The organism is Salirhabdus salicampi (assembly GCF_024259515.1).
Lineage (GTDB): Bacteria > Bacillota > Bacilli > Bacillales > Alkalibacillaceae > Salirhabdus_A > Salirhabdus_A salicampi.
Genome location: NZ_JANBWE010000004.1, coordinates 42,146 through 65,681, shown reverse-complemented (window position 1 = coordinate 65,681; position 23,536 = coordinate 42,146). Strand labels below are relative to the sequence as shown.

The window sequence follows — 23,536 nt, the reverse complement described above, 5'->3', positions numbered from 1 at the left end:
TTGCTTCGCGCTCATCTATGAGAGTTCGTTCTCCGTCTTCCACTTGATATATCTTGAACGTATCAGCATATTCCACTTCGTCCCAACGTAGTAAATAATCATTTCCGTTACGAACATAATAGGACATGTTGTTCGGTGCTACCATTTCTGGATGAATTAACTCAAACTCCACACTGGCCGCATTTTGTGATTCTATCAAATTACTATTTACAGTTGTAATTTCAAAATGGTACTCACCTTCTGGCATATTGCTTAGGCGGAGACCCTCATACTTCCCTTCTCTCTCTTCAAGGAAAGTTCTTCCATTTTCGTCAATTTGATAGATCCTGTAGGCCGTTGCCCCCTCTACTTCATCCCATCTCAAAATAATATCGTTTCCGTTATAGATTGAGTAACTAACACTACTAGGGGGTGGTAATTCCTCATCCGCAAAAACTTTGATTGTTGGTGATATAGCTTGAAAAACTAGTAACACTATTATAAATATGGATAGTTTAGATGTGTTCAACATCATCGCTCCTCCTTTTTCCATGAAAAAGGCGAAAGAGGCACCTAACAAGATGGTTAGGTGCCTCTAACTACTTGTGGTAACCGGCTACCATCTACTATTAATTTAGTAGTACAGGCCCCTGGCTTTGCGTCTCATAGTTTCCTATGATTTGCCTTTTTCACTTATTTTTTTACATTCTATTAGGTAATTATGTCCAAGTCAATTGGATTATGGGAATATCCATCAATGTACTTAAGACTTTCATATCAACCAGGAGAATTTACCTACAAAGTATCCTCACTAGTTTAAATAAATATATGAAAAATACCGTGATGTCATTCACGGTATTTTTCAAGGTGTGATTCTTGGCTAATTATCTAAGAAGTTGAAGTACTCCTTGTGGTTGCTGATTCGCTTGCGCTAACATAGATTGTGAAGCTTGTGTAAGAATGTTGTTCTTAGTAAAGTTCATCATTTCTTTCGCCATATCTACGTCACGGATACGTGATTCTGCAGCAGTTAAGTTTTCTGAAGCATTGTCTAAGTTACGGATAGTATGATCTAAACGGTTTTGAACAGCTCCAAGTTCTGAACGCTGTTCAGAAACCATGTTAATTGCACTGTCAATAAGGTCTAAGTCAGCATCAAATTCCGTAGAATCAGCCCAAGTTGTTACATCAATTGTGTCAACCCCACTTGTACCATCACCTAGTGCTGAGGCACTCATATCTTCAACATTTAAGTTTAATTGTTGACCAGAGTTAGCACCAATTTGGAACGTAATAGACTCAGTACCAGTTGCTGAATAAGTACCATCTAGAAGTGTTTTACCGTTAAACTGAGTACGGTCAGAAATACCATCAATTTCTTCTACAAGTGCGTCAATCTCATCTTGAATCGCTTGTAAATCTTCATCTTCGTTTGTATCGTTACCAGCTTGTACAACTAGTTCACGCATACGTTGTAGGATGTTATGAGTTTCATCTAGTGCACCCTCAGCCGTTTGGATTAAAGAAATACCATCTTGTGCATTACGAGAAGCTTGCTCAAGACCACGGATTTGACCACGCATTTTTTCAGAAATCGCAAGACCTGCTGCGTCATCCCCAGCACGGTTGATACGAAGACCTGAAGATAATTTTTCTAGTGATTGTGATGAAGCATGATTGTTCATAGAAAGTTGACGATGTGTGTTTAGTGCTGCAATATTGTGATTAATACGCATTGTAAAATTCCTCCCTGAATTTTCGTTTGCCACGTCCTTGTGGCTTCATTTTTTTGTCTAAAGTCGGCCGCCCTTAGACTTGTTGTTTCTTACATTTATTATATCGGACGATTTTGCTAAAGCTTTAATATTTTTTTAATCTTTTTTTGTATTTTTTAATAAATTAAGTATGTCTTTTGTTACACGGCTAGCCTGCTCATTTTCCCTTTCTATTTGTTCATATATTTCTTCACGGTATATATCTACATTTTTAGGTGCTGAGATGCCTATCTTAACTTGATCCCCATCTACGTCTACAATCTTTACTTCTATGTCATCTCCAATACGAATAGACTCACCTGTTTTCCTTGTTAAAACGAGCATCAGTCTTCTCCTCGCTTTCTTTTGTGCTAGTTATTGGATGTTTCGTATGGTAGCGACTTTCATTTAGCACAACTTGTTTTCCCATATTGTTTTTTACATTTACAATTACAGGGGCCTGTAAATTAATAGTTGATTGTTCAAATGTTTCTTTCATCGTTACGATAGAGAAAACCGATACATCCTCAACACTTGTAATCGCCAATTGTTGAACAGTCGTTTCATCTAGATCGAATTCATAATTATGTTCAATTACATACGGACTTGAAATGATAAAAGCCAAATCAGGATTAGTTACGGATTGAAGTACAGAAAACATTGGGTTTTCTGGAATATCCATAACAATAAATTGTCTTTCGTTCTGGAATCCTGGTAGACCAAAAGGAAATGTAATAATTTTGTCTTCGTTCACTTCGACTTCATCAAAATAAACAGTTTGTATTTTCATATTTCACACCACTTCTTTTTTAAAATTTTTCAATTAATACTTATTACGTAACTATATCGATTTGCAAACTTGCATATTGTTTCATATTCGTATTCACTGTTCCCGGTGTATAGTCATGGATTGGCTTTTGTGGGTTTACATTAATAATAGGCTTATTAACTTGTACATCAATGTGAAGTTCACCAGGCTCATAATGTGTTTTTACAGCAAAGTGAGAAGGGATCCAACCAATGTTATATTCTTTTTGAGGTTCATAACTATTCGTTTCCCCATGTTGCGCGATTGGATTTCCACCTTGTTCAATCCTCATTAGCTCATCGCCTTCCATTGCCCGACGAGCAACTCCTTCCAGCGCAGAATGCAGACCGTTTTGCCCATATTGTTCCATAAATTCAACAGGTGAAAACATGCCCATATCACGCCATGCTTTTGATTGATCTATCGTTAGTTTACCCCGTCCTGACTCCATTTTAATCTGAGCCCTGGGTTGTTCAATCGAAATGTCAGCTTTCGGTTGTTCTATATGTTGAATTGGTGGTTTTTGATCAATTGAAATTTGGGCCATATTAGATTCCATTCGAAGTTGTGGAAACTGCAAATTCACTCACTACTTTCTTCTAAGGATTATATAGAAAAAAGGCTATCTGTTTCCAGATAGCTTATCGTAAAAAGTCCATTAATGTCGGTTGAATGACTCTAGCACCTGTAGATAAAGCAGCACGGTGGACACTTTCTTGAGACTTTAAATTCATAATTACTTTTTCTATTTCGGCGTCCTCATTATCCGAAAGGACTCGGGCTGCCACCACTTCTTGTGCTGTTAGGCGGTCTTCTACCATATCAAGTCGGTTCATTCTCGCCCCAAGTTGAGCCCGTTCCCCTACAACATTATCTATTCGTAAGTCAAGTTTTGAGATAAATACTTCAATATCTTGGTTACTACTATTCGGATCCCGTAAAGTGTCTTCCAGCTCTTTTAACTCCGCAAACACCTCTTCATTAAAGACATTGTCTGGTGTTACGTTAGCCTTTAATTGAATTCCTTTCGACACCGGGATATTTATATCATCCTCGTTCCCAGGTGGATTAACAAGTTCACCGTCATTTGTAAATCGAGGGGTTTCCGTATCCGTTCCATTAAAGATGTATTTGCCGTTCACTTTTGTGTTGGAAACATCAATTAAGTGAGCTCGCAATTCCTTTACTTCTTCCGCCACATTGGAACGTTGTTTCGTTTCATAAGTATCGTTACTTGCTTGTACAGCAAGTTCACGTACTCTTTGCAAGACTAGTGTTGCTTTGTCTAATGAAGAATCAGAATTCTCCATTAAGCTTCGGGCTTTCCCTAAGTTTCGCTGATACTGCTCCACTTCATTCAATTCCGAACGAAAATTAATTCCTTTCATTGCCGATACCGGATCATCCGAAGGCTTCGTAAATTTCTTTCCAGTAGAAAGTTGGTCTTGATACTGTCCCATCCTGTCATAACTGTTGCTTAAATTACGTAAAAAATTACTATTTAACATCGTTTGTGTTACACGCATTAGAAATCACCTACCTTCCTACGATTCCCATATTATTTATCACTCTGTCCAGCATCTCATCTACTACAGTAATGGTACGAGCTGCTGCGTTATAAGCATGTTGAAACTTTACCATGTTAGCCATTTCCTCGTCTAACGAAACTCCACTAACAGACTGGCGACGTTCATCAACTGCACCCTTTAATGTTTCCGCATTTTTTACCATTCTGTTTACTTCTTGCGCGTCAACAGCCATTCTACCAATGCTAGCTTGATAAAAGGATTGAACGGTCACGTTTTCACCTAGAAATGCTTGTGGTTCACTCTTCACATCTGCCAACCTGGTTGCATTTTCCCCGTCACCTTTGTTATTGTTCTTAGCCGCAGCAATTTGGCTTTCGTCTGTTTTAATTTCATCGGTAACAGCTATTCTATTAGCAAATCCAATATAGTCTGTGTCAGTCGCTCCGTCTAAGTCAAAAAAGTTAACATCTGTGTCACCATTTAGGGTAAACCCTTCACGGTGCACTTCATTGAATCGATTCGCAAAGGCAAATGCCATTTTATCAAGATTCGCTAACATATTCGTATATTGACCGTCTACTTCACCGTCATTTGTCTCAAAACCATGTGATTCAATGATTCCTTTTAACTTTCCAGTAGTGATGAAGTTTTCTGGTTTCATAGAATCATAGCCTTCAACATTAATACCAGTGACGACTTGTTGATTATTCACTTCTCCAAAGGATACATCCATTTTATGAACGTTATTATTGGAATCTAACAGTTGAACTGGTGATGGCAGTGAACGTCCCTTTTCATCAGCTAACTCAATGGTTGCGGTACCCATCGCCATCTTCTTCGCTTGTCCACCAGCAGGTTCATAACTCACTTTCACATTCACTAAGTTCGACAATTCATCGATGAGGCGATCACGTTCATCATAAAGGTCATTCGGTAAGTAACCGTGTGGCTCAATTTCTTGAATTCGTTTATTTACATTACTAATTTGGGTAACTAATGAATTTACTTCTTTTGTCGCTATATCCGCTTCATCACGCAGATCACCTTGTACATTGGACAATGACCTTGATAAATAATTAAATGTTTCTGTAGTCGCAATTCCGCGCTGTTGAACTACAGCACGTGCGCCTGTATCTTCCGGTTCAACCGCCAAGTCTTGTAAAGAAGACCAAAAGCGATCCATCGTTTTGGCTAGCCCTTCATCACTTGGCTCATTCATAATTTGTTCCATTTGACTTAAGGCATCTGCCTTCGCACCCCAATACCCGTGCTGATTATGTTCTCCGCGATACTGGTAATCCAAAAAGCCGTCCCGAACTCGTTCAATAGAGCCTGCTTCCACACCAGTTCCAACTTGTCCTGGCATATGAGGCTGATTTCGAGAAGGAGTTGGGTATGGAGAAGTTTGGGAAAAGTTTACACGTTGACGTGTATAGCCTTCCGTGTTGGCATTAGCAATGTTATGGCTTGTTGTTTTCAACGCTGACTGTTGGGTAAATAATGCTCGTCTAGCAATTTCCAACCCGTGAAATGTTGATGTCATATGTTATACTCCTCTCTTTGGATTACGCTTTCGAATCAAAAACGGATCGTTTTTGAACGGGGCGATCTTTTGGCGTTTTTTGATAGTTCACTTGCTGTAATGATGGTTGTAGCATATTTAGTGATAAATCGATAAATTGTAGTGACTGTTCTATCATTTGACGGTTCAACTGTTCCTGATTTTTAATATCTGCAAGTAGTAAAATGAATTTCTCATATTGTTCCGCTAATAAATTTCGATCCGCTTCATCGTTTATGAGGTCCAACATGCGGGACACTGTTTGTTCCTCATCAGCCTTACCAATGAGTTGAAACCATTGTGTCGTTACTTGTTGGCGCTTTTGTTCCAGCAGATCAATGGCTCTCGCTTGCTTCCGTTCTTTTGCCAACAGTGGTTGAAGGTGTTCAATGTCCCCATCTTTCAACCGTTCAGTTTTTTCTGTTGATAAGGCAAGTAATTGTTTATGGGCTTCATATAACTCGTCCATGATGTGAAAAACGGCTTGCAGGGACATCGAAACTCCTCCTTGTTATGATTTATTTGACCAAAAGCTCGCCATTTTTTCAGCAGTTGCTTTGGGGTCTACTTTATATTCCCCTGACTGAACTGCCTTCTTAATAGCGTCGACCTTTTCTTGACGAGCTGCTTGCACCGGGTTATTTTGCAAAAGTTTTTTCGCTTCACTGGATATCTCAATTTTATCTGCTGCTGCTTTCCCACTAGCTGGAACTTGTTGATTTCCCACTTGTTTTTTATAGGATTGATATGGTATATGATTCGGTCCATTAACTTTCATTACAGTCATCCTTTCTCACGTTCGAAAATAACACTCTAATGTATTTATCGGATTATCCTCATAAATGTTTAATGTTATTCTTTATCTCTCCCTATGGAAAAATAAGTCATACTTCGTGGCTTTTTTTGATTTTGTTTTTCCAAGGCTTCTAATTCCTCGTCCTTTATTAAATCTTTACGCAATGTGTATTGGCAATCATCACAAAGCTTACCTTCTTGAATGCCTTTTCCGCAACGGCGGCACGCATATGTTAAATTAGGAAAGTTAGATGGAAGCAACCGTTTTTCCCGGACATATTTCATAATGTGTTTTTCACTAACACCTGTAGCTTTCGACACTTCCGCAACGGTTGCGGTACGATTTTCTTTTTTCCGAATAAATTCATACACTGTTTCAAAGTTTCGCTCATCTTCTTTAAAACATTTATCACATACTAATCGGAGCCCTTTTACGAACAAGTTACTACAATTTGGACAATTTGCGAGTTCCCCCATTTTTCTTCTCTCCAATCGATAATATTCTTGACTCTATTATATCGATTTTTACATGAAGGACAATCGTTTCTTCGCTTTAACTTCGAACTATTGTCAAGGAAATAATTTCCTTGACACCCCCATCTCTTAGCACTCGCGCTGCTTTATGTAGTGTAACCCCTGTCGTGTAAATATCGTCAACAAGGAGCACAGATCGGTAATTTGTTGCTTTCGTGAGTTGAAACGGATTCGATGCGTTCAGCCGTTCACGTCGTCCTTTTTTCGCCTGTTTTTCATTATTCCCTCGTCTTAACAAATGCTGAACTGGTTTGTTAACCAGTCTGCAAATTGCTTCCGCTTGATTAAAGCCACGTTCATCATAACGCTCCTCACTTAACGGAATGGGGACGAGTACACCATTAAATTGACGTAGTTCCTCTTGAAACACGTTTTTCACGTAAGGATCGAACATATATACCAGAGCGTAATCCCCTCGATATTTCCACCTTGCCATGACTTCCTTCATAAAGTCGTTATAAGTAAATAGTGATATATTTCGTTTAAGGACATTATGATATACACGATTCCTTTTCCATCGTTCACAATCAGAGCATAATCCACGCTTTGACTGAGGTCGGTAACAATAATGACAAACAATACCATCAATACGTTCCAATTGATTTTTGCATCGGTTACAAAGGGGATATTGCTCTTCAAAGATATGTATAAAGGTGGTCCACGTTACAGAAGGGATCACCTCATCAAAACACCATAAGCATCTCATCGGGTCCTCCTTGCCATTCTGTTCATCTTTTCAATCAATTTTATTGCCTGAATCATGCTTCTGCTGACTCCATCATGAAAATATACGACATCTCCAGCCGGATCGTCTTGACTTCGCCCAACTCTACCTGCGATTTGAACTAGTGCTGCAGCGTCAAACACGTTGTGTCCGGCATCAAACACGAAAACATCAATCGAAGGAAAGGTAACCCCTCGTTCTAATATCGTTGTCGTAATTAAACCGAGCATCTTACTTTCACGAAATTGATTTACCTTTTGTTCACGATTCGAATCCTCTGCATGAACATACGGAATGGAAAGTTTGTTGGAAAGAAATTCTGCATCATCGATAGTTGGAGCAAAAATTAAAAATGCTCGTTGTTCCCTTTCTTTTTCTTGAATCCATACTTTTAGTTCGTTTGGGACTTCCCCTTTTTTTATATCTTTACGAAGATGGAAACACGGTAAAAAACGGGGAACTGGGAGTGGTTGGCCGTGGTATCGTTGAGGGACAAAGACAGCAGGCAATATACGCAATTTCGCTTGCCACTTAAGTAGAAAACGAGGTGTTGCTGTCAGGTAGATAAAGCTACACCGGGGACGTCGAGCACGGGCGACGGCAAAAGGTAGCATGGGATCATGATGATACGGGAAGGCGTCTACTTCATCTATCACAAGAACATCAAAGGCTTCTTTATACCGTAATAACTGATGAGTTGTAGCTAAAATAAATTGATGCCCTTCGTCTTTATCGTTCGTTCCACCATAAAGCGAGGCGATTGTTACATTCGGAAAGGATTGACGAAAACGGGGAACTAATTCCTTAATGACATCCGCTCTCGGGGAGACTAAGCATACTCTTTCCCCACGGAAAAAGCATTGTTCGAGACCGGAAAACAACATTTCAGTTTTGCCCGCACCACAAACTGCCCATACAAGTAGTTTCTCTTTATCCTCCATAGCACTGTTAATTTTTTTGGATGCTTTATGTTGAAAATACGTCAAGGTTCCATTCCATCGTGACGCCTTCCTTACTTTAGGAAATTGAACTGTAGGACCAATCCAAACATATAGGGGTTCAAATGTACTTGCCCTCCCCATTTGAATACATTTACGGCAATACATTTCCCTTTGGCCTTTCCTGGGAATTTCAGCAAAAAGTTTTGTTTCCCTATTACCACATCGATTGCAACGATAGTGAAATAATCGTGCTTCAATGCTCGGTACTTTTTTCAAATAACCATCTTGCAGCAACCAAGCTATAACGGAAGATGAGAAGGGAAGTTCCGATCTTAGTAATTGCTTTCCTTGTAATACTCGAGCATAACGTTGTATTGCAATGTTTCGGACTATTTCATTCATAACCGTCACCTTCCAGTTATGATTCGTACCCATGTTAAATGTTTATCCTTCATTTATCGATAAATGAAAATGCTCTTTTCCAACAAAAAACTTACTTTAAAACTCAGTTTTTCCGCTAACAAAAGAAAAAACTCTACCTTTACGGCAGAGTTAGAGTACTTCAACCCATCCTTTTTTGATTGCTTCTACAACTGCTTGAGTGCGGTCGTTTACTTTCATTTTTTGAAGAATATTCGATACATGGTTTTTTACGGTTTTTTCACTAATAAATAATGTTTCTGCTACACCTCGATTACTTTTTCCATTGGCAAGAAGTTGCAACACTTCACATTCACGTCTCGTCAGTAGGTGAAGTGGTTTCCGATACTCGACTTTTTCCATGGAACCGTTACCGCCACCTTCAGCAGCAAGTCGACGATATTCCTTTACTAAGTTATGTGTAACCTTTGGATGTAGGTATGAACCGCCATTGTGTACTACTTTTATCGCTTCGATTAATTCCTTCGTATCCATTTCTTTTAGTAAGTACCCTTGGGCGCCCGACTTTAATGCATGGGTAACATAGGATTCATCATCATGAATCGACAAAATAATTACTTTTATATGCGGAAACTTATGAATTAAATTACTCGTTGCCTCAACACCGTTAATATGTGGCATGTTAATGTCCATCAAAACAACATCAGGTTCATGTTCTTCCACAATGTCATTCACTTGGCTGCCATCGTCACCTTCCGCCACTACAGTAAAGCTCTCTTCAAAATCTAGTATTCTTTTAATTCCCTCTCGAAATAACTTGTGATCGTCTATTAAAACGATATTTGTCCCCATCTTTAAACCTCCTAATAAGTAGATAAGGCACCCCTCGGTTTATCTCTCTCTACGTTTCTATCGCTTCCATTTACGTAACATTATACACGATTTGTCTAATCTTTGAACTACTTAATTTCTTATTGTTTCGTTAATGGTACTTTTATAATGACTTTTGTCCCTGTGTTCGTTCTAGTTTGTATGTCTATTTTCCCATTTAGCATCTCTACTCTTTCTTTCATACCGAGAATACCAAATGAAGATTGTGCAATATTATCTAATTCAAAGCCGACACCGTTATCTTTTACCTCAATTTGAATTTGGCTATTCCCCTTTTTCATATATACTTCAATGATAGAAGCGTTCGCATGTTTCACTGCGTTTTGTACTGCCTCTTGAACTAAACGGAAAAAAGCCGTCTCATACTGAGTTGGTAAACGTTTGTCGAAACCTTCAGACAGAAAACGAATCTCGGTATCTTCATAATGCTCCTCCACCGTAGCTAAATATTTCTTTAACGTCGGGATTAACCCTAAATCATCTAAAGCCATGGGACGTAAATCATAGATAATTCTACGAACTTCATATAGAGCCGATTTCACCATATCTTTCATATGACGAATTTCATTCTTTGCCTCATCGACTCCTCGTTTATCGAATGTACGTTCAACTAAGTCTGAACGTAACATGACATTTGCTAACATTTGCGCAGGACCGTCATGAATCTCCCGGGATAAACGGCGTCGTTCCTCTTCCTGGGCATCAATGATTTTCAGACCGAATGCCTGTTTTTCCTTTGCGGACTGTAACGTTTCATATACATCTTTAAAATCATCTGTTAGATAATTCAATATGACAGAAATTTTGCTTAATAAGTTATCAGAGCGATTTAATGACTGGGAAATAGACGAAATACGATGTTCGAGCTCTGATCTTCTGCGGCGGAGCTGGTCTTCTTTTTCCCGCATAATAAACAATTTTGATTGAAACTCATGTGTATCTTGATATACTTGACGTACTTGTTCTTCTGTATATTGATCAAAATTTTGACTCACTTCAGCTAGGCGAAGACGGTACTGCTTTACCTTTTTTTCAAGGCTGTCCCCTTCTTCGAATATATCAATAATATCTTTTTTCACAACTTCTAATTCTTGCTTTAATTGCTCAAGCTCTTGACGAGATTGTTCACCAATATTAAAGATTTCATCCTTACTATTTGTTACGACAGATGTCATATCTGTTATGATATGATTCAAAGCTCGCTTATCATTTTCTTGATCCATATCGAATGCTCCTTCATATACATTTCGTATACTATCTTAATTTTGACAGGGTCCTCCCTCTTCACAATTGGAAGGTGGTAAATATTATGTTAAATCAATACTATACTGTAAAACAAGAAGGTTCAAATGAAATCGTGATTCAAAAATCCCGCTTTATCGGTTATATAAAGCGTACCGAAACAGAAGAAGAGGCACAACAGTTTATATCTTCCATTAAAAAGAAACATCGTGATGCCACTCACAACTGTTCAGCTTATATGATCGGCGAACATAACCAAATCCAAAAAGCGAATGATGACGGCGAACCTACAGGTACAGCCGGTGTGCCCATGCTAGAGGTTCTAAAGAAAAAAGAGCTGAAAGATACGACAGTAGTCGTCACAAGATATTTTGGCGGAATTAAACTAGGGGCAGGTGGTTTAATTCGGGCATATTCAAAAGCTACGTCAGAGGCGATTAACGAAATCGGAGTCGTCAGTCGGGAATTAATGAAAAAAATGAAGGTCACCGCAGATTACACGTTACTTGGCAAGCTCGAGAATGAACTACGCCAATCAAAATATATGTTAAAAAGTATTGACTACACAGATAAAGTTCACCTACTCGTATACGTGAATGTTGAAGAGGCAGATAAATTCAATAGTTGGATTATCAACGTCTCAAACAATCAAATCGACATTTACGACGAAGGAGCGACGTTTGTAGAAATTGACGTCTAATCCAACTTAATTCGCAATTTCCGGGGAAATATCGACAAAAACTCTGATGACAAAAATCATCAGAGTTTTTTTATAATTATTTTTCTTCAATAATTTTCCATTAAAACATAAAAAAATGCTGTCCCGTACCTCTACGGGACAGCCAAGATAGCGTCTAGTTATTCCAAAATGATCGAGGTTGTTTCTATTGTAATATAGGGATTAGGTAGTATTCAAGACTTATAGGTTGAGAAAATTCATCAATTTTCGCCGGTTCTTAAACGCTTTTGTAGTTACATTTTCTCAAGTTTTTTAATTCGGGGAATTCCGCTTACAAAATGGTCCTTTTTTACTAGGTGAACATTTGACTCTTTTTCCTACCCATAATTAAAATGCATAAAAAAATGCTGCTCTGTACCTCACAGAGCAGCCAATTAGCGTCTAGTTATTCCAAAATGATCGAGGTTGTTTCTATTGTAATATAAGAAAACCTAGTATTCAAGTAGGAATTGTCGAATTTTGCGAAGTTTCATTACCGTTTTCTTTTCTTTCGTTGACAGAACAGGATAAAGATAATGGCAAGAAGTCCACCTGCTGTATCTAAGAAAACATCGCCTATATATGGTGTTCGATTTGGTGTCCATCCTTGGTGAATTTCATCGAAGATTGCATAGGAAACTGTTGCTAATAGTGCAAATAATGAAATATATAGTGGTTTCACTACGATCGTTCTTTTCATCGCCATGTAAAATAACATACATAAAACAAAAAATACGGTAACATGAGCCCCTTTGCGAATAAAAAATTCAACAAATCCATAAATCCCTAGTGCATCTACACTTATCGGATCTTGTTTATAAGTAAATTCAATATGATGTACATAAGGAATGAGGAACGATAAATCCACAAAATCACTCATAAACGGCTTCACATCTTGCTTTTCATAAGGTTGGGCTGACGAGTAAAAGATGACGCCCATCCATAAGAAAGGGAGTGCCCATATGCTCCATTTTTTCATGACAATCGCCCCTATTTTTCTTACTATATATTAAAATGGTATGTTGGTAAAAAAAGTCGTAGTTTTACAAACTACGACTTTACTACATCAACTTTTTCATGCTTAATTTCGTGGTATTGAAACTGAGAATCTCGAAATAAACTGTTCATTAGCTCTACTATATGAAAATGATGTGTAAAAAAGATAATTTGTGTACGTTCAGCTAATTCCATTAATATTTGTAATGTTTCTTTGGAACGTTGTTCATCAAAGTGAATTAATATATCATCTACGATAAACGGGATTGGTTCGTTGGTTGTTGCATACCTCTCTATACTAGCAATTCGGAGTGCTAAATACAATTGATCCGTCGTCCCGTCACTCATACCATCTATAGAAACCTTTTCCCCGTCCACTCGTAACCCGATTAAAACCGGCTCATCCTTATCATCATAATCAACAGTTAATCCCGCAAAAGATTGTAAGGTTAATCGAGCAAATAAATCACTAGCCCGTTTTAGGATTGGGTTCTGATTCTCATTTCGATAGTATTCAATGCCTTTTTGTAACATCATAGAGGCAAGTTTTAATTGAATATATTGTTCCGTTTGTTCTTGTAATTCAGCCAATACATTCTCTCTCTCTTCACTTGCTTGAACAGAAGCTAAGGAGCTTCCTTTGATTTTTTCATTATACTCTTTTTTTACAGCTCCAAAATGTTGCTCCAGGGTAGATCGTTTCCGATCAAGTTCCGAGATAGCACGTGTTGTCTCTTCTAACTCCAGCTCAATGTTATCCCAATTTTCTTCCCGGGCTTCAGCCATGAGCTCCTCAATTGATCTACCTCCACCTTGCTCAAGAAGGTCCGTTTCAAGTTGTTCGATTTCTCTTCGATATTTATGAACCGTCTCTACCTTTTCCTCTATTTGTTTTAATTCTTCGATACTGTCACAATTCCCTTGATTTAAGAGGTGGCGTAAATATTGATTACATTTATCAATACTTTCATTTGCCTCTTCTATTTTTCGCTCTATACTTTCAAGTTGTTCCACAATATGAGAATAGCGGACCGAATCCTCTTTTGCCCTTTGAACTTTGCCATATAACTCATGGACTACTACGTCAGGTTCACCATCTAAGTCCGGAATCATTTCCCTCAGTTGAGCAACCTTTTCTTCAAACATCACGATCTGTTTTCGAATCCGTTGCAATTCATGTTCTTTCTCAATCATCTCTTGATAGAGCTGTAAGCTTTCCTCATAAAGTTCAACAATAGACTCGACAGCTTTTGTCGACATATCTTGGGGGAGTTGCATTTGGAGTAGTGCTTTTTCCCACTTTTGTCTCCAATTTTGGATTTCCGTTTCAATGTAGTTCCGTTCAACAGTAAGGGTTTCTTCCTTTTCCTCAATCTTCTGTTGTTCTTCCATCAATTGTCTTTTAGTCGTCACATGTTGTTGATACCAACGCTCCCATTTTTCGGCTAATTGTATTACATCAGCTAACTTTAATGTGGTAGGTAACGACTCCAAATTTTCAATATATTTGGCTAATTGAACTTTACGCGCCTCAATACGAGACTGAAGCTGTTGCTGATCACGTACATGTTTATAATAGACTTCAATCTTTTGCTTAATATGATGAAACTTGCCGATCCATTCTTCCATTTCAACCGGGCTAAGTGGAGAAATATTTGTCCCACTCCATAGCTGTTCCCAGTTCCGTTCCCATGCTTTCATACTTTTTTGTAATTGAGCAAGTGTCTCTTCTTGTTTCTGTAAACGTTTCTTCCCGTTATGAATGTCTGCTCGCAACTTGGACTTTTGACCGATTTTCTCTGCTTCTAACCGCATTTGATCTGCTACATCATCCGCTGTGGTTACACTTTGCTCATAAACAAAGTCGAGTGGTTCATTACCGCTATAAGCGTTTACTTGTTCCGCATTCAATTGGTCTGGATATTGTAGTTTTAATTTAATGAGCTTCCATCCTTCACTCCGGCGCTTCCGTGCTTTCCGTAATTCTTCTTCTGTCGGTATGTTTGCCAGAAACTCTAATTCTTGAATATCCTTTTCGCTTTTTTCAATACGTTCTTGTTCTTCCGTTATTTTATCTTTAGTCAGCTGAATTTGTTGCTGAAGTTCAACGTATTGTTCTTTATGCTGTTTTATCGTTTCAACTAAATTGGGAACGGGTAATTGATTTAGTTCTTCAATGGTACCGTCCCATAGAGGGAGTTGTTTGATAAGGTTGTGAATGTCCCACTCTAACGTTTTTATTTCTTGTTCCAGCGCTTGTAGTTGCGCTTCCAGCTTTCCGTCCGACCTTACTTCTGCAATCTCATCCCCTAAATGACGTAACGTATCAGGAGTTGATCCTAGCTTTTTCAAATCCGTATCGATTCGTTGTTTGGCAAGTCGAACTCTCTCTTCTTCCTTCTCAATTGTATTCAGTTGTTGATCAAGTAATGGCTTTTCATCAATGAGTTCTTTCAACGTCCGCTTCATTCCCGTTGTTAAACGGTTGTGTTCTAACCGGTCCAAACTAGGTGTCGAATGGTCAATTTCCTTTAACAACGACAATACTTTTTGTTTCATTTGTGCAATCGACTGCTCAATAAGAGGAGATTTTTTCACATTGTCCTGATAAATATTAATTTCTCGATATAAATCTTGAATAACATGTTCCTGTTGTAGCAATGTTTCCGGTATTTGAATATTTGCTTTCTTCTCTATTAATAGTTTACGTTGCTTTTCTGCTTGCGCTTTTTCACTTGTTACTTGGGCTAGTTTCTGTTCTACCTTTTCTCGATTTCTTTTCCCATCTTCCGGTAGATTCGGCAAACTACCATATTGCTGAATACTATGCAGTAAATTATCACGCTTCGCAATTTTCGGTAATGTATATCGGATTCTTTGTAGCTTCTCTTTCTTCCGATTTAACATTTCATATTGCTGACGAACATCATCAAGTTCACGTTTTCCTTCTTGATAGGACCGATCAAGCTCTTTCCATTTTTGTACCGCAAGAGCCGATTCTGCAAGTTTTCGATTAATCTCTTTCTCTTCTTTAATTAGTTGATTAATTTTCGGCTTAGAACCTCCCTTTTTGTACAAATCACGGCTTTGTTCCTCAATTTGCTCCATTACCGTACGAAGAGTGCTCAAGCCTGAAGCGGCTGAAAACAGGCCTTCACCTGCATTTCCACCACTTTTTAATAAATTATCTCCACCTTCTCGTAAGCGAACGTGATCGAGGGCAAACATATTTAAAAAGTGAGAATGGGCTGTTCCATTTAAAAACTGCTTTACGAGCTCCTCAGCAATAGGATTTTCTTCGACATCTAATACCGTATTTTTCCGTCCTTTACGACGAATAAAATGAAGTGACTCGCCGTTTAAACGTGAGAGTTTTCCTTCAATTCTTAGCTTTTTATTGTCATGGTGAAAGGAGTCCGTTGTTTTGTCTGGAATACCATATAACAAATTCCATATAGAACGTAACATTGTACTTTTTCCTGCTTCATTCGGACCATATATGAGGTGGAACTGTTTTTGTTGTTCAAAGGTTAACGGGTAATTTTCAAAGTGGCCAAAGGCATGCAAATGTAAATAATCAAGTCTCATTATTCCTTCACCCCCGCATTCGTTAAATAGTGAAGAATCATATCCTCAACTTCTTTCCGGTAATCATCGACAAACTGCTGTCGGCTTGAACGTAACTTTGCAGTTTGCTTTTTCACCTCTACCGGTAGTGCACGCTCTAAACTTTCAAATTCTTGCATAAGTTCAGCAATAAATTCGTCATCTTCACTAACCGTTTTCATATATTGAAAGATGGTAGAGACAGGTGAATCTTGCTCTAACCATTCATCTATATGAACGAGACTTGTCGTTAAAAATTTTACTTTTTCAATCCAAATATCACCATAGCCGATTTCCATTGCCAATGCCCGGAAATTGTTCGTCATATGGTCCTTTTCAAGAACGAGTTGTTCGTGTAGACTCGTCGCTCCAACGAGTTCAATTCTAGCAGCTAAATAGCGACCTTCCGATTGATCATAGGCATGTTCTACGGAGGTTCTTACGAGTTCCATCACATCATCAATGACTTCCGCATTGCTTATATCGACTTCACAACGTTCCCATCGCAAAACATCCAATGTAATAGGAGTTAGCGTCTCAACTTGTCCATCTTTCACGTGAACAATAGTGCATCCCTTCGCTCCTGTTTCTCTTATATGCCTTCCTTGAATATTCCCCGGAAACAAAACAACCGGATTCCGTTCGTGTAATAATTCCCGTTGATGAATATGTCCTAATGCCCAATAGTCATATCCTTTCCCTTTTAAGTCCTCCAGTGAACAAGGGGCATAATGTTCGTGCCCTTCTCGACCCGTGACACTTGTGTGTAATATTCCGATATTAAAATAATCTTGAATAGGTTCTGGATATTGACTTGCCATATTATCTGTTACCGCTCTAGTTGGAAAACCTTGTCCATGGATCGCTACTTGAAGATTATCATTTATGAAGGTTTCAGGTTGACTAGTAGAACATTCAGTCACGTTTTGTGGCAAACGAATTTCCTTTGTAATTAAACTCGCAGCATCATGATTTCCCCTGATAAGATAGACAGGGATTCCTTCTTTCTCCAAGCGGCTCATTTGATGAACGAAAAATAGACCAGTGTTATAATCTTTCCAATCGTTATCATACAAGTCACCTGCAAGGACAAGAAAATCAACACGTCTTTCAATAGCCGTATCAATAAGTTGAACAAATGCTTTTCTTGTTGCGCCTCGAATCTTGTCTACCGGTGCTCCTTCATACCGCTCCAGCCCTTTTAATGGACTATCTAAGTGAATGTCAGCCGCATGAATAAACGTAAAATTCATTGGGATGCTCCTTTCGCCGTTTAAAGATGTTACTTTTGAAGAGTGTAATAGTGAGGAATCATTATGGAAGTTACTCTATATCTATGATAAAACAACAGTCAACAAAATTCTATCATTCCCCCTTTCCAAATAGAGGAGATAGATGAGTATCGAGTGAAAAATACAATGTCCATATTAATCACTGGTCAAATGTATGGATGGCCAATTTACTGACCATAATGTTGAATAAAAAAGCAGCATGGTTGGTGATTATTATGATTAGATTGATTATCACGACAATTGGCCTGATGGTCTCCGGCTCATTGTTTTACTCTTATGACCCGCTACAAATGTTTCATAACACGGGTCAAGACCTAAAGTCGGTTACGTCTGAGCAGTTAGACGTTCCAAAAGTAAGTAATCATGTTCCAAGACATATTCAGGAACAACAGGAGCAAATTTCATTAGACTCCATCCTTTCCCAGTATGAAGAACAACTCTCGTTATTACATGAAGAAGTAGAAGGACGTATCCAGAAGGTTTTGTCTACTGCAATGGAAGACTATTATGAAGCAAAGGACAATGATCAAGGACAGTCCGTTACATCCCTATTTTTTAAATATCGTAACGTGATAGAACATCTGGAACTTCAGGCCGATGAATCTTTTGCCGAAATATACGAGAATTTAGAAAGGGAATTGGAGCAGCATGGGTATGGAAAAAGTGATGCTCTTCCCATAAAACAACACTATGAAGAGATAAAAGAAGCAACAAAAGCATCGATCATAAGAGAAGCAAGGGGAAAGTTTTAATAATAAAGCCAGCAGGTTAACTGCTGGCTTCTTCTATTTCTTCCCGCTGATTAAATTCCTCAATGACAGTTTTTATATTTTGACGTTCTTCATTTGGAACAATGTAGTACCATAGATCGTCAACAAACCCGCCATATCCTTGTACTTGATATGTTTCAATATTGTGACGGGTGCTTTTATAGTTTAAAAACAAATCTTTCATTTCATCAAAAGTTAAATTTGTGGCCATGTTATTTCCTAAAACTTCTAAAATATCATTAATTTTCGTAACGGAGCCAAGGCTGGCTCCTTTATCAATGATCGCCTGTATCGCGATACGTTGACGTTTATTTCGTCCGAAATCCCCATCTGGATCCTGTTTACGCATGCGGACAAACCCTAATGTTTGTTCCCCGTCTAATTCAATTTCTCCTTCGGCATAATGATACCCCTTTTTATAATAGCCTGAATCATACCATTCAACAGGGTTATCTACGGTTATGCCACCAAGCGCATCGACCAAATCGGTTAATGCATTAAAGTTCAGCTTGACGTAATAATCGAAATCAAAGTCTAACATTTTTTCTACAGTAGCAACGGTTAAATCAGCACCGCCGTAAAAGTAGGCAGCATTAATTTTGGTGAACGTGCCAGTATCCCCTATTTCCGTTCTTGTATCTCTAGGAATACTGATTAGCTGAATGCTATCAATGTTAGGGTTTAAAGATAAAACGATTAGCGTGTCAGCACGACCTCTATCATACTCATTTTCATCTACACCCATTAAAAGAATATTGATTGGTTCAAGACCCTTTTTCACTTTCTTTTCGACTTTAGCGACAGTATTATCATCAATACTAGCAATTGGCTGGTGCATTTCCGTATCTACGACTTCCTTCACATTATCATAAATACTGTAAGCATAAGCCCCTACCCCTAACACAATGACTAGGACTGTTATGAAAACTATTTTAAAGATTAATTTTTTCTTACTCATCTTTTTCAACAGGAACACCTCATACTAGATATATCATCTATTCGAATGGATCTACGACGACATCTTACTTTGTTTTTTCATTAAATTCGTTGATCATGTTATGAACTTTTTCCCGTTCATTTTCTGTTACATGTAAATAATAAATATCGTTAATGTAAATCCCCTGACCCGATACTTGATAAGATTTAATGTTTTTTCTAGCTTCTCGGTAATTGGTCATTAAATTTTTCATATCATCAAAAGTTAAATTCGTTTCAACATTATTTCCTAATACATCTAATACATCATTAATTTTCGTGACAGACGCAACAGAAGCACCTTGCGATACAATCGCCTCGATCACCTTTCGTTGACGTTTATTACGTCCTGCATCACCAGCTGGGTCTTTATAGCGCATCCGTACATAACCCATCGTTTGTTCTCCATTTAAATGAATTTCACCTTTTTTATAAACAAACCCGCGCTCATAATAACCACTATCAGTCCACTCCATATCATTGTAGACCGTTATGCCGCCCAGCACGTCTATTAAATCTTCCAGCCCTTCCATGTTCAACTTGACGTAATAATCCAGGTCAACATTGGCAAATTGTTCAACTGTGGAAATCGTCATATCAGATCCACCAAAAGCGTAAGAATGGTTAATTTTATCCTGGAATCCTCGGCCAACCATTTCAGTTCTAGTATCTCTAGGAATACTAATCATTTGTAAACTACTAATATTCGGATTAATAGACAATAGGATAAGAGTATCTGCCCTACCGCGGTCATGCTCTCTTTCATCTACACCCATAAGCAATATATTTAACGGTTTTTTCTGTTCAATTTTCACTTTTTGATCAGGGGTGTGCTGAATACTCTCTACCGGTTTATGAATTTTTTCATCTACGGTATTTTTTACGTTATTGTAAACACTAAAGGCGTAAACACCAGTGCCTATAATTAAACTTAATAATATACCAACAATAATGAGAATAATTCGTTTCTTTTTACTGCCTTTTCTTTGCCCCAATAGGTTCACCTCATATTTATTTATAGCTACATATTTTACTATGACTAATATACTACTCTAGTCTTTTATTTTACATTTTTAGCTAATTACTTGCAATTTATAATTTGATTCTCCACGATTTTTGGCTAAAAAAAATATCCCATAATTGGAATATTTTCATACCACAGTTTTTATTTGTCGTGAACAATGATATATGTAACGTGGATAGGGCCATGTACACCTACAATTAAGTTCATTTCTATGTCTGCACTATTACTTGGACCTGAGATGAAGTTCACACAAGAGGCAACTGCATTCCCCTCTGCTACCTCTCGTTCAATCATGCTCGCCGCCTGTGTCATACGTGGAACAATGGTACTTTTCGGAATGATTGCAACGTATGTTGATGGAAGTAGACTCACTGACCTACCTTTTCCTTTATCGCTAAACAATGCTACTGTACCCGATTCGGCTAATGTAATATCGCTGAATGTAATTCCGATATTGGCTTTCTCAGCAGTTTTCACATTTTCCTCACCAAGTTCCGCCTTCCATACGTGGGCCTTTGCTTCTTCGTGTAAATAATTCTTAATGTTAAATTCCTCAAACCGTGGATCATCCCACGTTACAACCGTATCTTCCCCATATTGTTCAATCACTCTCCGCAAGCAATCTTTGAGATTCGTAACAGTCGTTTCCTCTACGTTCGTGTGTATTTTCGTACATTGTTCTTTCAAAACTTGAACGAGCTGATCTTGACTATAACCGTCATAAACGTTCCATTGAGGTCGATAACTCCATTTCGGTTTCTCGACTTTACGCTTACGCTCCCGTCCTAACGTACTTGCTATATCGTCTAAGAATTCGTCCTTATTTTGGATACTACCCGGCACGATACAACCCCCCCCTTAATTTGAACGTTCCTTATACCAATCTCTAAATCTTTTCTTTTTCGGTGACGGCATGTGACGTGCTTCAGTCCATTTTTTTAACGGACCGATCCCTTTCTCAATGCTCTCATCTTTTGTAAAAGGAGCCATAACAGTTGGCGCTAACCTCGTTCCAATGTTATACATGGAAGGTGTTGCTGTTCCCATCCGAAATGCTTTCATGGACAACTGTTCAAATTTCGGTGCTTTTTTTTCTTTTTCTACTATATTTTGCCTATGCTTTAAGAGCAAGTCGTGCAACGGAATTTTCACGGGACACGCTTCCGTACATGCAGCACATAATGTAGAAGCATAAGGAAGCTCCTTATATTCGTCATAGCCACCTAATAATGGAGATAATACAGCACCAATTGGACCAGGATAAATCGACCCATACGCATGCCCACCTACATGGCGATATACTGGACAAACGTTAATACAAGCAGCACACCTTATACAATGCAACGCTTCTTGAAATTCTGTCCCTAAGATTTTCGAACGACCATTATCAACAACAACTAAGTGAAATTCCTCTGGTCCATCAACCTCTTCCTGACCTTTCGTACCTGTTAACGCAGTTATATAACTTGTTAACTTTTGGCCAACCGCTGCTCTCGTTAGTAGGCTGACGAGTACTTCCATCTCTTCCCATGACGGTACAATCCGTTCCATACCCATTACCGTAATTTGGGTATCTGGAAGTGATGTGACAAGCCTGGCATTTCCTTCGTTTGTCACGAGAGATACGGTTCCAGTGTTAGCGATGGCAAAATTACATCCAGTAATCCCTACATCCGCAGACAAAAATTCCTTCCGCAGCTGTTCTCTCGCATATAACGCTAACTCCTCAGGCTTATCCGTTTCATCATAACCGAGTTTTTCATGGAATACATCACGGATTTGTTGACGGTTTTTATGTAGTGCCGGTGTTACGATATGTGACGGAGGATCAAAATCATCCAACTGTAAAATCCATTCACCTAAATCTGTTTCGACCACTTCTGTCCCTTGTTTTTGTAACGCATCATTAAGCCCAATTTCTTCACTAACCATTGATTTTGACTTTGCCACTTTTTTCGCCTTTTTGCGCTTAATGACGTTTGTAATATACTCATTCGCCTCTTCAGGTGTTTTAGCGAAAAACACGTGTCCTCCACGTTTCGCCACGTTTTCACTTAACTGGTCTAAATAATAATCTAAGTTTTCAAGAGTGTGAGTTCGTATTTCTTCTCCTAAGCTACGCCAATCTTCCCAATCTCCCAATTCTTCTGCTGCATTAAGCCGACCATTGCGGAATCGAGTTTGTGCAGAAGAAACGGCTCCCCGCATAAAGGTATCAGACAACCCTTGATCTACACGTTCATCAAACTGATCTGAACCAATTTTCATTGACATTCTATCTCACCTCTTTCTTAAGCTTGTTGATTTAAAACAGTTGCAATGTGCATGACTTTAATAGGCTTACTTTCCTTTTCTATTCTTCCACCGATGTTCATTAAGCACCCACAGTCCGCTCCGATTAAAAAGTCAGCATCCGTACTTTCCACGTGTTTCACTTTCTCATCTACCATTTGCTCTGATATTTTGGACATTTTCACGGAAAAAGTCCCGCCAAACCCGCAACAATCATGGGCATTTGGTAGATTGATTACATCTAGTCCCTGCACATGGCTTAATAGCTTGATCGGGGCATCAACATTTTGCAGTAATCGTGTCATGTGACATGATGTATGATAAGTAGCTTTGCCTTTTAATGCTGCTCCAACATCTTCTACTTGTAATACATCCACGATAAATTGGGTTAATTCGTATGTTTTATTGGCTAGCTGAACCGCTTTCTCTTCCCACACTTCATCACCTGCAAATACGTGTGGGTATTCCTGAAACAACATCGTTGCACACGAACCAGAAGGGGTCACAATATAATCTGCCTCAGAAAATGTACGAATCATATGTTTCATCGTTTCCTTTGCTTCTCCAACATACCCACTATTAAAAGCCGGCTGCCCACAACACGTCTGTTTAACCGGAAATTCCACTTCACAACCTAACCGCTCTAGCAACTCTACTGTGTCCTTCCCTACATCACCGTAAAAAACATCGACAAGACACGTAATAAATAGTGAGACTTTCACGT

Annotated in this window: 24 protein-coding genes and 1 riboswitch; of the genes, 2 read left to right on the top strand and 22 right to left on the bottom strand. The window is 38.5% G+C overall.

Features of this window, described 5'->3' with window-relative positions:
- From NLW78_RS12235 to NLW78_RS12170, 14 genes are all read right to left on the bottom strand, one after another.
- Positions 1 to 511, bottom strand: a 511-nt coding sequence (locus NLW78_RS12235; RefSeq protein ID WP_254497433.1) for a fibronectin type III domain-containing protein, incomplete at its 3' end; no start/stop codon positions are given.
- 72 nt (positions 512 to 583) lie between these two features.
- A riboswitch (cyclic di-GMP riboswitch) is annotated at positions 584 to 674 on the bottom strand.
- 189 nt (positions 675 to 863) lie between these two features.
- On the bottom strand, positions 864 to 1,715 hold the full coding sequence (gene hag / locus NLW78_RS12230; RefSeq protein ID WP_254497432.1) for a flagellin Hag: 852 nt from the start codon (positions 1,713 to 1,715) through the stop codon (positions 864 to 866).
- A 135-nt stretch (positions 1,716 to 1,850) separates the two neighbouring features.
- Positions 1,851 to 2,078 (bottom strand): carbon storage regulator CsrA, encoded by a 228-nt coding sequence (gene csrA, locus NLW78_RS12225; RefSeq protein WP_254497431.1) that lies wholly within the window; start codon positions 2,076 to 2,078, stop codon positions 1,851 to 1,853.
- Positions 2,050 to 2,523 carry a flagellar assembly protein FliW gene (gene fliW / locus NLW78_RS12220; protein WP_254497430.1) on the bottom strand — a complete coding sequence of 158 codons (474 nt, stop codon included), beginning with the start codon at positions 2,521 to 2,523 and terminating at the stop codon, positions 2,050 to 2,052. Before fliW ends, csrA begins: the two co-directional genes overlap by 29 nt.
- A gap of 43 nt (positions 2,524 to 2,566) precedes the next feature.
- Positions 2,567 to 3,127, bottom strand: a complete 561-nt coding sequence (locus tag NLW78_RS12215; RefSeq protein WP_254497429.1) for a DUF6470 family protein — start codon at positions 3,125 to 3,127, stop codon at positions 2,567 to 2,569.
- Positions 3,128 to 3,182: 55 nt separating this feature from the next.
- Positions 3,183 to 4,067 (bottom strand): flagellar hook-associated protein FlgL, encoded by an 885-nt coding sequence (flgL, locus tag NLW78_RS12210; protein WP_254497428.1) that lies wholly within the window; start codon positions 4,065 to 4,067, stop codon positions 3,183 to 3,185.
- Positions 4,068 to 4,077: 10 nt separating this feature from the next.
- Positions 4,078 to 5,613: a flagellar hook-associated protein FlgK gene (gene flgK, locus NLW78_RS12205; protein WP_254497427.1), complete on the bottom strand. Its 1,536-nt coding sequence runs from the start codon at positions 5,611 to 5,613 to the stop codon at positions 4,078 to 4,080.
- A 22-nt stretch (positions 5,614 to 5,635) separates the two neighbouring features.
- Positions 5,636 to 6,127, bottom strand: a complete 492-nt coding sequence (locus NLW78_RS12200; protein ID WP_254497426.1) for a flagellar protein FlgN — start codon at positions 6,125 to 6,127, stop codon at positions 5,636 to 5,638.
- 15 nt (positions 6,128 to 6,142) lie between these two features.
- Positions 6,143 to 6,409, bottom strand: coding sequence for a flagellar biosynthesis anti-sigma factor FlgM (gene flgM, locus NLW78_RS12195; RefSeq protein WP_254497425.1), 267 nt, complete (start codon positions 6,407 to 6,409; stop codon positions 6,143 to 6,145).
- Positions 6,410 to 6,483: 74 nt separating this feature from the next.
- Positions 6,484 to 6,903: a TIGR03826 family flagellar region protein gene (locus NLW78_RS12190; protein ID WP_254497424.1), complete on the bottom strand. Its 420-nt coding sequence runs from the start codon at positions 6,901 to 6,903 to the stop codon at positions 6,484 to 6,486.
- A gap of 76 nt (positions 6,904 to 6,979) precedes the next feature.
- A complete protein-coding gene (locus NLW78_RS12185; RefSeq protein WP_254497423.1) occupies positions 6,980 to 7,666 on the bottom strand; it encodes a ComF family protein in 687 nt (228 codons plus the stop codon).
- The gene (locus NLW78_RS12180) at positions 7,663 to 9,027 is read right to left on the bottom strand and encodes an ATP-dependent helicase ComFA (protein WP_254497422.1); all 1,365 of its coding nucleotides are present in this window, start codon (positions 9,025 to 9,027) and stop codon (positions 7,663 to 7,665) included. The genes NLW78_RS12185 and NLW78_RS12180 overlap by 4 nt, the downstream gene beginning before the upstream one ends.
- Before the next feature lie 150 nt (positions 9,028 to 9,177).
- Positions 9,178 to 9,858, bottom strand: a complete 681-nt coding sequence (locus NLW78_RS12175; protein ID WP_254497421.1) for a response regulator transcription factor — start codon at positions 9,856 to 9,858, stop codon at positions 9,178 to 9,180.
- 119 nt (positions 9,859 to 9,977) lie between these two features.
- Entirely contained in the window at positions 9,978 to 11,120 is a 1,143-nt protein-coding gene (locus tag NLW78_RS12170) for a sensor histidine kinase (RefSeq protein ID WP_254497420.1), read from the bottom strand.
- An 86-nt stretch (positions 11,121 to 11,206) separates the two neighbouring features.
- On the opposite strand from NLW78_RS12170, the gene NLW78_RS12165 reads away from it, so the two are divergent.
- A complete protein-coding gene (locus NLW78_RS12165) occupies positions 11,207 to 11,839 on the top strand; it encodes a YigZ family protein (RefSeq protein ID WP_254497419.1) in 633 nt (210 codons plus the stop codon).
- A 511-nt stretch (positions 11,840 to 12,350) separates the two neighbouring features.
- On the opposite strand, the gene NLW78_RS12160 is transcribed toward NLW78_RS12165, so the two are convergent.
- The 3 genes from NLW78_RS12160 to NLW78_RS12150 form a co-directional block, all read right to left on the bottom strand.
- On the bottom strand, positions 12,351 to 12,836 hold the full coding sequence (locus tag NLW78_RS12160; protein ID WP_254497418.1) for a VanZ family protein: 486 nt from the start codon (positions 12,834 to 12,836) through the stop codon (positions 12,351 to 12,353).
- 71 nt (positions 12,837 to 12,907) lie between these two features.
- Positions 12,908 to 16,441, bottom strand: a complete 3,534-nt coding sequence (locus tag NLW78_RS12155; RefSeq protein WP_254497417.1) for a YhaN family protein — start codon at positions 16,439 to 16,441, stop codon at positions 12,908 to 12,910.
- On the bottom strand, positions 16,441 to 17,712 hold the full coding sequence (locus tag NLW78_RS12150) for a metallophosphoesterase family protein (protein WP_254497416.1): 1,272 nt from the start codon (positions 17,710 to 17,712) through the stop codon (positions 16,441 to 16,443). Before NLW78_RS12150 ends, NLW78_RS12155 begins: the two co-directional genes overlap by 1 nt.
- Before the next feature lie 254 nt (positions 17,713 to 17,966).
- On the opposite strand from NLW78_RS12150, the gene NLW78_RS12145 reads away from it, so the two are divergent.
- Entirely contained in the window at positions 17,967 to 18,503 is a 537-nt protein-coding gene (locus NLW78_RS12145) for a hypothetical protein (protein ID WP_254497415.1), read from the top strand.
- A 16-nt stretch (positions 18,504 to 18,519) separates the two neighbouring features.
- Here the strand turns inward: NLW78_RS12145 and NLW78_RS12140 are convergent, their stop codons facing one another.
- The 5 genes from NLW78_RS12140 to NLW78_RS12120 all read right to left on the bottom strand — a co-directional run bounded on the left by NLW78_RS12140 (position 18,520) and on the right by NLW78_RS12120 (position 23,534).
- Complete coding sequence (locus NLW78_RS12140; RefSeq protein WP_254497643.1) at positions 18,520 to 19,479, bottom strand: LCP family glycopolymer transferase; 960 nt, start codon at positions 19,477 to 19,479, stop codon at positions 18,520 to 18,522.
- A 64-nt stretch (positions 19,480 to 19,543) separates the two neighbouring features.
- On the bottom strand, positions 19,544 to 20,500 hold the full coding sequence (locus NLW78_RS12135; protein WP_367617682.1) for an LCP family glycopolymer transferase: 957 nt from the start codon (positions 20,498 to 20,500) through the stop codon (positions 19,544 to 19,546).
- 161 nt (positions 20,501 to 20,661) lie between these two features.
- Complete coding sequence (locus NLW78_RS12130) at positions 20,662 to 21,366, bottom strand: LutC/YkgG family protein (protein ID WP_254497642.1); 705 nt, start codon at positions 21,364 to 21,366, stop codon at positions 20,662 to 20,664.
- A 12-nt stretch (positions 21,367 to 21,378) separates the two neighbouring features.
- Positions 21,379 to 22,794 (bottom strand): LutB/LldF family L-lactate oxidation iron-sulfur protein, encoded by a 1,416-nt coding sequence (locus tag NLW78_RS12125; protein WP_254497413.1) that lies wholly within the window; start codon positions 22,792 to 22,794, stop codon positions 21,379 to 21,381.
- 17 nt (positions 22,795 to 22,811) lie between these two features.
- A complete protein-coding gene (locus NLW78_RS12120; protein WP_254497412.1) occupies positions 22,812 to 23,534 on the bottom strand; it encodes a (Fe-S)-binding protein in 723 nt (240 codons plus the stop codon).
- Between the last annotated feature and the right edge of the window lie 2 nt (positions 23,535 to 23,536).